This window comes from Candidatus Protofrankia californiensis (assembly GCF_900634765.1).
In the GTDB taxonomy this organism is placed as follows: domain Bacteria; phylum Actinomycetota; class Actinomycetes; order Frankiales; family Frankiaceae; genus Protofrankia; species Protofrankia californiensis.
Genome location: NZ_CAAAFT010000085.1, coordinates 1 through 6,343 on the forward strand (window position 1 = coordinate 1; position 6,343 = coordinate 6,343).

At 67.0% G+C, this 6,343-nt stretch carries 6 protein-coding genes; 4 read left to right on the top strand and 2 right to left on the bottom strand.

Features of this window, described 5'->3' with window-relative positions; all coding sequences use genetic code 11:
• Positions 1–841 (top strand): reverse transcriptase domain-containing protein (locus DD1DGNOD_RS05095; protein ID WP_241255474.1); only part of this gene is annotated, 841 nt, incomplete at its 5' end.
• Between the two features lie 111 nt (positions 842–952).
• On the top strand, positions 953–1,375 hold the full coding sequence (locus DD1DGNOD_RS05100) for a hypothetical protein (protein ID WP_131766126.1): 423 nt from the start codon (positions 953–955) through the stop codon (positions 1,373–1,375).
• A 67-nt stretch (positions 1,376–1,442) separates the two neighbouring features.
• Here the strand turns inward: DD1DGNOD_RS05100 and DD1DGNOD_RS05105 are convergent, their stop codons facing one another.
• Positions 1,443–2,234 (bottom strand): DUF1883 domain-containing protein, encoded by a 792-nt coding sequence (locus tag DD1DGNOD_RS05105; protein ID WP_131769569.1) that lies wholly within the window; start codon positions 2,232–2,234, stop codon positions 1,443–1,445.
• A gap of 592 nt (positions 2,235–2,826) precedes the next feature.
• Here DD1DGNOD_RS05105 and DD1DGNOD_RS05110 point away from each other — a divergent pair.
• On the top strand, positions 2,827–3,483 hold the full coding sequence (locus DD1DGNOD_RS05110) for an HNH endonuclease family protein (protein ID WP_131766124.1): 657 nt from the start codon (positions 2,827–2,829) through the stop codon (positions 3,481–3,483).
• Between the two features lie 18 nt (positions 3,484–3,501).
• The gene (locus tag DD1DGNOD_RS05115; protein ID WP_131766123.1) at positions 3,502–3,750 is read left to right on the top strand and encodes a hypothetical protein; all 249 of its coding nucleotides are present in this window, start codon (positions 3,502–3,504) and stop codon (positions 3,748–3,750) included.
• Between the two features lie 189 nt (positions 3,751–3,939).
• Here the strand turns inward: DD1DGNOD_RS05115 and DD1DGNOD_RS05120 are convergent, their stop codons facing one another.
• Positions 3,940–5,940 (bottom strand): DNA/RNA non-specific endonuclease, encoded by a 2,001-nt coding sequence (locus DD1DGNOD_RS05120; RefSeq protein ID WP_131766122.1) that lies wholly within the window; start codon positions 5,938–5,940, stop codon positions 3,940–3,942.
• Positions 5,941–6,343: the final 403 nt, after the last annotated feature.

The window sequence follows — 6,343 nt, forward strand, 5'->3', positions numbered from 1 at the left end:
CCTGGGCCCGGCGTGTCGGGCCGGAAACACCGATCTTGAAACAGTCCCGGTCGAGGCCAACGTCACCACCGGCCAGAAATGGGTGCTGCTCTATGTGAGGCGGTGGCTTGCCGCCCCGCTGCGGCTGCCCGACGGGACCCTGGCAAGGCGGGATCGCGGGACCCCGCAGGGGTCGGCGATATCACCCGTGCTCGCCAACCTGTTCATGCATTACGCGTTCGATCTGTTCCTGGTCCGGAAGTTCCCGGGTGTGCAGTTCGAGCGGTATGCGGACGACGCGATTGTGCACTGCGCGTCGGAACGGGAGGCCCGCGTGGTGCTGGCCGCGCTTGCCAGCCGGATGGCCGAGGTCGGGCTGCGGTTACACCCGACCAAGACCAAAATTGTGTACTGCAAGGACGACAGGCGGCGTGGTTCGTACGAGCACACCTCGTTCACGTTCCTGGGGTACACCTTCCGGCCCAGGGGAGCCAGGAGAGCCGACGGGACGATGTTCGTGGGCTTCCAGCCCGCGGTCAGCCCCGAGGCGCTGGGGAAGATGAGCCAGCGGGTCCGCCGATGGCGGATCCACACGCGTGTCAGGCACGACCTGAGCGAGCTCGCCGCGCTGATCAACCCGGTCGTGGCGGGCTGGATGAACTACTACGGCCGGTTCTACCGGTCGCGGATGTCCTCCCTCCTGCAACGCATCAACACCTACCTGATGCGGTGGGCTGGCAAGAGGTACAGACGGCTTCGTCCGTTCAGGCGGTTCAGGGCATGGTGGACCGGGCTCCTCGATCGAGAGCCCGGACTGTTCGCGCACTGGGCCTGGGCATCCATGCCGACCGGATCACGGTGAGAAGAGCGGAGTGAACCGAGAGGTTCACGCTCCGTTCTGTGGGAGCCCGGGGGTGCGATCCCCCGGGCCACCCGACCAGGCCTCGACGCTGCCTCTCCGGAGGCGTTCGAGTTGCTGCAGGTAACGGTCGACGATCGGCCGCGGCCGATCCGCCGGAGCGCGCGCTCCGGCGGCCAACTCTTTACGGTGCATACGGGCGGCCGTGAGCCGGAACCCACCGAGGGCACCAGGATCTCCTACACCTACCGGGCGCTCGTCCAGCAGCACGGCCATGTGCTGTATCTCGATTTCGACATGCCGGCCAAGGGCGTGGAGGTCGAGCTGGCCTACGGCGACTGCGGCATCCGGCACGTCAACGTGCTCGACTTCATCGCTGGCGCCCAGCCCACCCGGGTGTCGCGCAGCCCGAAGGACGTCACGCCGCCGACGGTCGGCGTGCGCTTCGACGGGTGGGTCTTCCCGAAGAGCGGGGTGGCGTTCGCGTGGGTGTTGGAGCGGGAGATGGCGGCCCTGCCACGCGCCACGTCCCGATAGTGGTCACCGAAACTCGCAGCGCGGTCGAGCGCTGGCCATGAGACTGCTTTCCTCTTGTTGTCCCGGGTCAGGCCGGTATTTCCGTCGCCCTCGCGATGACCTCGGCGATCTCCGCTGCGATCTCTTCCAGCGTGCTGTCGGTGGTGCTGCGAGCGAGCTTGTCGGCCAACGATGGGCTCTGGGCCATGACTTCAGCCTTTGTAATCTTGTGCCAGAGCGGCAAAAGCACCTGCGAGCCGTCGACACTGCGAATGACCAGGCCATCGAGCTCGTACTGCGTCCAGTTTTTGGCGAAGAAATCGGTCGAGAGCACCACAACGCCGAACGCGCTGCGGGCGATGCCCTGATCGATCTTACGACGCAAGCTGTCGCCTATCCTGAGCTCGAATTCGTCGTACCAGACCCGTAGGCCAAGTTCTTGGAGCGCGTATGCAAGTGGGCGCACGACGTCGTTTTTGTCTTCGGAGGCATGCGAGATAAAGACATCCCATTCTTTGGGGATGAGGTTGTCGTCGGCATGGTTGACCGCGGCGACCGAGTCAGCCAGGCGGTCCAGCGGAGCCACGGTTCGTTCCCGCAGCGCAGGCAGCCTGCCGGGCAACACTTGTACGCCGGCCCGACCACGGCCAGCGAAGCCACCGTAATCGATGACGACGTACCAGTGGCCGCTGCGGGGGATCTGGAGACGGATCGGTGAGCGGGTGGCGTGGCCGCCGTAGCCCGTGGCGCGGCGACCTGCCTTGAGCGAACGGAAGTTGGAGCTGTCAAACAGTCGGACGTTGGCAGCGTTCCCGCTCAGAGTGATCTGGACAATGGCGCCACTCGGCTGTTGGCCGAGATCCCAGTAGTTGAACTGCACAGTCGATGCTCCATGCCGACGAGTCTTGGCCGCACCGGTTGTGCCGCCGCTTCCATCAGGAGTAGCACACGACACCGACAGATCTGCGAAGCAGAGATGCGCTCAAACCCCTGGATCACGTAACCCAACAGTTCTCCCAGCATCTGGTGATCATGCTCGTGGCGTCATCCGGTGCTCGTGATCTACGCTGGATCGCAATGGCAGGCACGCCACTCCTCCCACGGGACCTCGCCGTCGGCGTCCTCCGCTGACAAGCGTCACCAGCGTCGCCGCCGCCCCGAACGACCCCTGACGCCCTCACGACCTGCTGACCACGACTTTGCCGAGGCCCTGCTGGCAACCCACAGCCGCATGCACGCCTCGACCTCACCTTTTTACCGCAGGCAGAACTTGCCGGCCATGGCTTTCCGGCAAGAGCAACCCATTCCAGGCCACTACCTGGTGACAAACTATTGACAGGATGACAAACCAGCGGCGGACAGGCCGAATTCTTCCGGTGGATGTCATTCGCCGGTCAGATAGCAGGACCCGAACAATCATCTGTCTAGCGGACGGTTGACAGGCTCATTTCCCCGCCTCGAAGAGGAGAGCCGTGTTCCGTTCCCTTGCCCTGTCGCGCCGCCGCTGGGCACTCCTGACCAGCGCGGCACTGACCGCCGTCGCGCTGGCGGTGCTGACGACTCCGGCGTCGGCCACCCCACCCAACATCCCGAGTAAGTCAACTGCGCAAGCCGAGCTCAACGCGCTGACCGTGGCCGCCGAGGGCAGCATGACCGGCTACTCGCGGGACCTGTTCCCGCACTGGATCACTATTTCCGGCAGCTGCAACACCCGGGAAACTGTCCTCAAGCGCGACGGCGCAAACGTCATCGTCGACGGGGCCTGCTACCCAACCTCCGGCTCCTGGTACAGCCCGTATGACGGCGCCACCTGGTACAACCCGGCCGACATCGATATCGACCACGTGGTGCCCCTCGCCGAAGCCTGGCGGTCTGGGGCCAGCAGCTGGACCACCAGCAAACGTCAGAGTTTTGCTAACGACTTGAGCTACCCGCAGCTCATCGCGGTCACCGACAACGTCAACCAGGCCAAGGGCGACCAGGACCCCTCCACCTGGCAGCCGCCGCTCTCCGGCTACCGGTGCACCTACTCGAAAATGTGGATCAGGTCCAAGTATCATTGGGGCCTGAAACTCCAGGCGAGTGAGAAGTCCGCCCTGCAGAGTATGCTCAACACCTGCTCCTCATGACCAGACCATGACAAGTTCATGAATGAACTCCAGTCCCCATTCACCGCCCCACCGGACGGGGTGTGGACCGACGAGGTCGGCACGATCACCGGCGCGCTCGAACTGCGCACGATCTGCACCGACGGAGAGGTCGTCGCGCGGGTGCGCTACGCCGGAGCCCTGGACTGGTACACCCTCACCGGCGGCCGGACCCGATTGCACGACCCGCGCGATCATCAGGCGGTACACGAGCTCCTGGTGAACGTGCTCCACCGCCCCCACGGCTGAACGACCCCGATCATCGAGCAACGCCCACGCCCTCGCCTGGTTCCCCGCATACCGGGGAACCAGGCGAGCCCGAAGGGCGAAGAGATTCCTCACCTCGCCGACGGAGACCCGGAACCGGTAAATGGGCAGGGCATCGACGCATCCACTCGCCATGCCTGACCAAGGACCCTGCGGATGCAACAGACCCCGTCAAAGAATGATCTGCCGCGGATGGCCGATCTCCCTGCCGCCGCTCACCGCCTCCACCCGGCCCAGCGGGTCGGCCTCGGCAACCGAGCCGAACGACAGCCGGGTCAGCTCCTCGATCCGCCGCACCGGGACCTGGTAGGTCTTGTAGGCGCCGTAGGCGAAGGCTTCCGGCGCGACCTCCAGACCGTCGAGCAGGCTTTCCTGGCTGAGCAGGTAGGCGGTGGCCGACAGCCCGCCGCCGTCCTTGACCATCACGGCGACCTTCCAGAACTGCCGGGGCAGCTGCACCCCCCGGTAGGGCTCGTCGTCCGGGCTGAGGACCGGGCCGGTGAACACGCTGACCTTCAGGTCGCGGTTGTCGGCGCTCTCCAGGACGTAGTCCTCCAGCCCCGCCCAGGTGGTCTGGTTCTGGTTGAAGTCGGCGTGCTGCGGGGTGCAGTTGGTGAAGTGGAACGTGTCATCGTTGGCCAGCTTGGCGGCCACCCGGGAGGCCCCCCAGGCCGGGTCGAGCCGGCGGACGAGGTGGCCGCGGTCCAGCGGATTGTCGCGGTAGACCCCCTCCCCGGTCTGCTCGTCGGCTGGCACCCGCGGGTCGAACGACCAGCGGTCCGACTCCCGGCGCAGCCGGAAACTAGCATTGCCGTCGATGTTGACCGCGGTGAAGAACGCCAGCCGCCGCTGTCGGTTGAGCACGACGCTGAAGTGATGGTAGGGCAGGACATAGGCCGGGTCACCGTTGGCGGCGAGCCGGTTGACCGCCGCCAACGGCACCAGATCGGCATGCAGGGTCGGGAGCGGCGCCCGATGCCCATCGCCGAGGAAGTCCGGATCGTAGCCGCGCCGGCTGGCGTAGTCCGGGTCGATTCGGATCGCCTCCCCGGCCGCCACCGGCTGGCCGGGGCTGATCAGGTCGGCGCGCAGCCGGATGTCGAAGGGGACCGTCAGCGCCACGGACTGCCGCGCACTGCCGGCGGGCGGTGGTGCCACCGGTTCGGCGGGCCGGGGAGCCGGCAGCCCGGCCTGGGTGGTCTGGTTGGTGAACAGCCGGTCGAGCAGTGTCTGCTGGGCCGGGGGAAGGTGTTGGGCGCGCAGGAACGCGGCCAGCCGGCTGACCCGGATGCCCTCGTTGATGGTGCCGCCGAGTTCGCCGTCTGCGGGTGCCGGGACACCGGCGTGGTGCAGGGCGACGATCTCCCACTGGTCGTTGAAGACCGGGGAGCCGGATGAGCCGGGTTCGGTGTCGGTCTCGTAGTGCAGGAACCGGTCGAGGAGGTCCACGATCCGGTTTTCCCGCAACGCGACCTGTTTCTTTTCGCCCTGCGGGTGCTGAATGATCGTGACGAAGTCCCCGATGATGGCTTTGCCCTCGGCCTCGACCAGCCGGTTGTACCCGAACGTGGCGAGCTGCGCCGGGGTTGCCTGCACCGCGATCAGGGCGCAGTCCAGGTTCGTGTCGGCGAGGAAGAACCGCTGCGGGGCCAGCGCGAAGCCCTGCAGCGGCAGCGGCCGGCCGTCGACCCCGTCCTGGTAGTCGAACTCGACGCTGCTGGATGCCGCGGTGTCGGCGTCGGGCAGAACGTGCTGGTTGGTCAGCAGCAGGTCTGGGGAGACCAGCGAGCCGGTGCCGTAGCCGATCAGCCGGCCCCGGCTGTCGCGGATGTTGATCCGGCCCACGGCCCGGGCGGCGGCCACGCCGCCTTCCAGATAGCCCACGCCGAGGAGGTCGTTGACCTGGATGATCCGTTCGAGGATCGCACCGGCCGCGGCCACCGCGGCTGGTTCCCCGGTGGCGATTGCCGCCGGGTTGACCGGCCGGACATCCGGGTGGTAGCGGCTGAGCCGGTCGATCCGGGAGGCGACCCGTGCCGGTTCGTCGGCGCGGGCGATCCCGCCCGGCTGGCGCAGGGTGTCGATGGTCCCGCGGCGTTGTCCGGTCCGCCTTGCCACCCGCGTGGCGACGGCCTCCCGCTGCTCGGGAGTTACAGTCCCGACCGGATCCATGACGATCTCCCCCTTGGCGTTCCGAACGCGGCCGTTGGCGGGGTCGGCAGCCCTGGGTCTGTCAGCGCCCGCCCGGTTCTTTCACAGTGTGACCGGTTGGCGGCGGGAGGCAGCAGCTACCCTACGAAACCCGTGGGCCGGGTACCAGACAGCCCCTGTCGTGGCTGATGGCAAGCGACCCGGCCGCCCGTCGCTGGAGGGTGGGCGGCGACGGTGAAAGTGCATTGCGCGACCCGCAGCCGCTGCGGGGCCTGACAGAAGTCGACAAAGGCCGAGCCCACGCTCCGCACTGGACCGGCCACCGCGTACCGTGTGCTTCCTTGCAGATGATTGTGACGCACCGCCACGAACCACCACCTATCATCGTGGCAGCCACTGCCCGGACCGTAGGGACGTAGTGGTT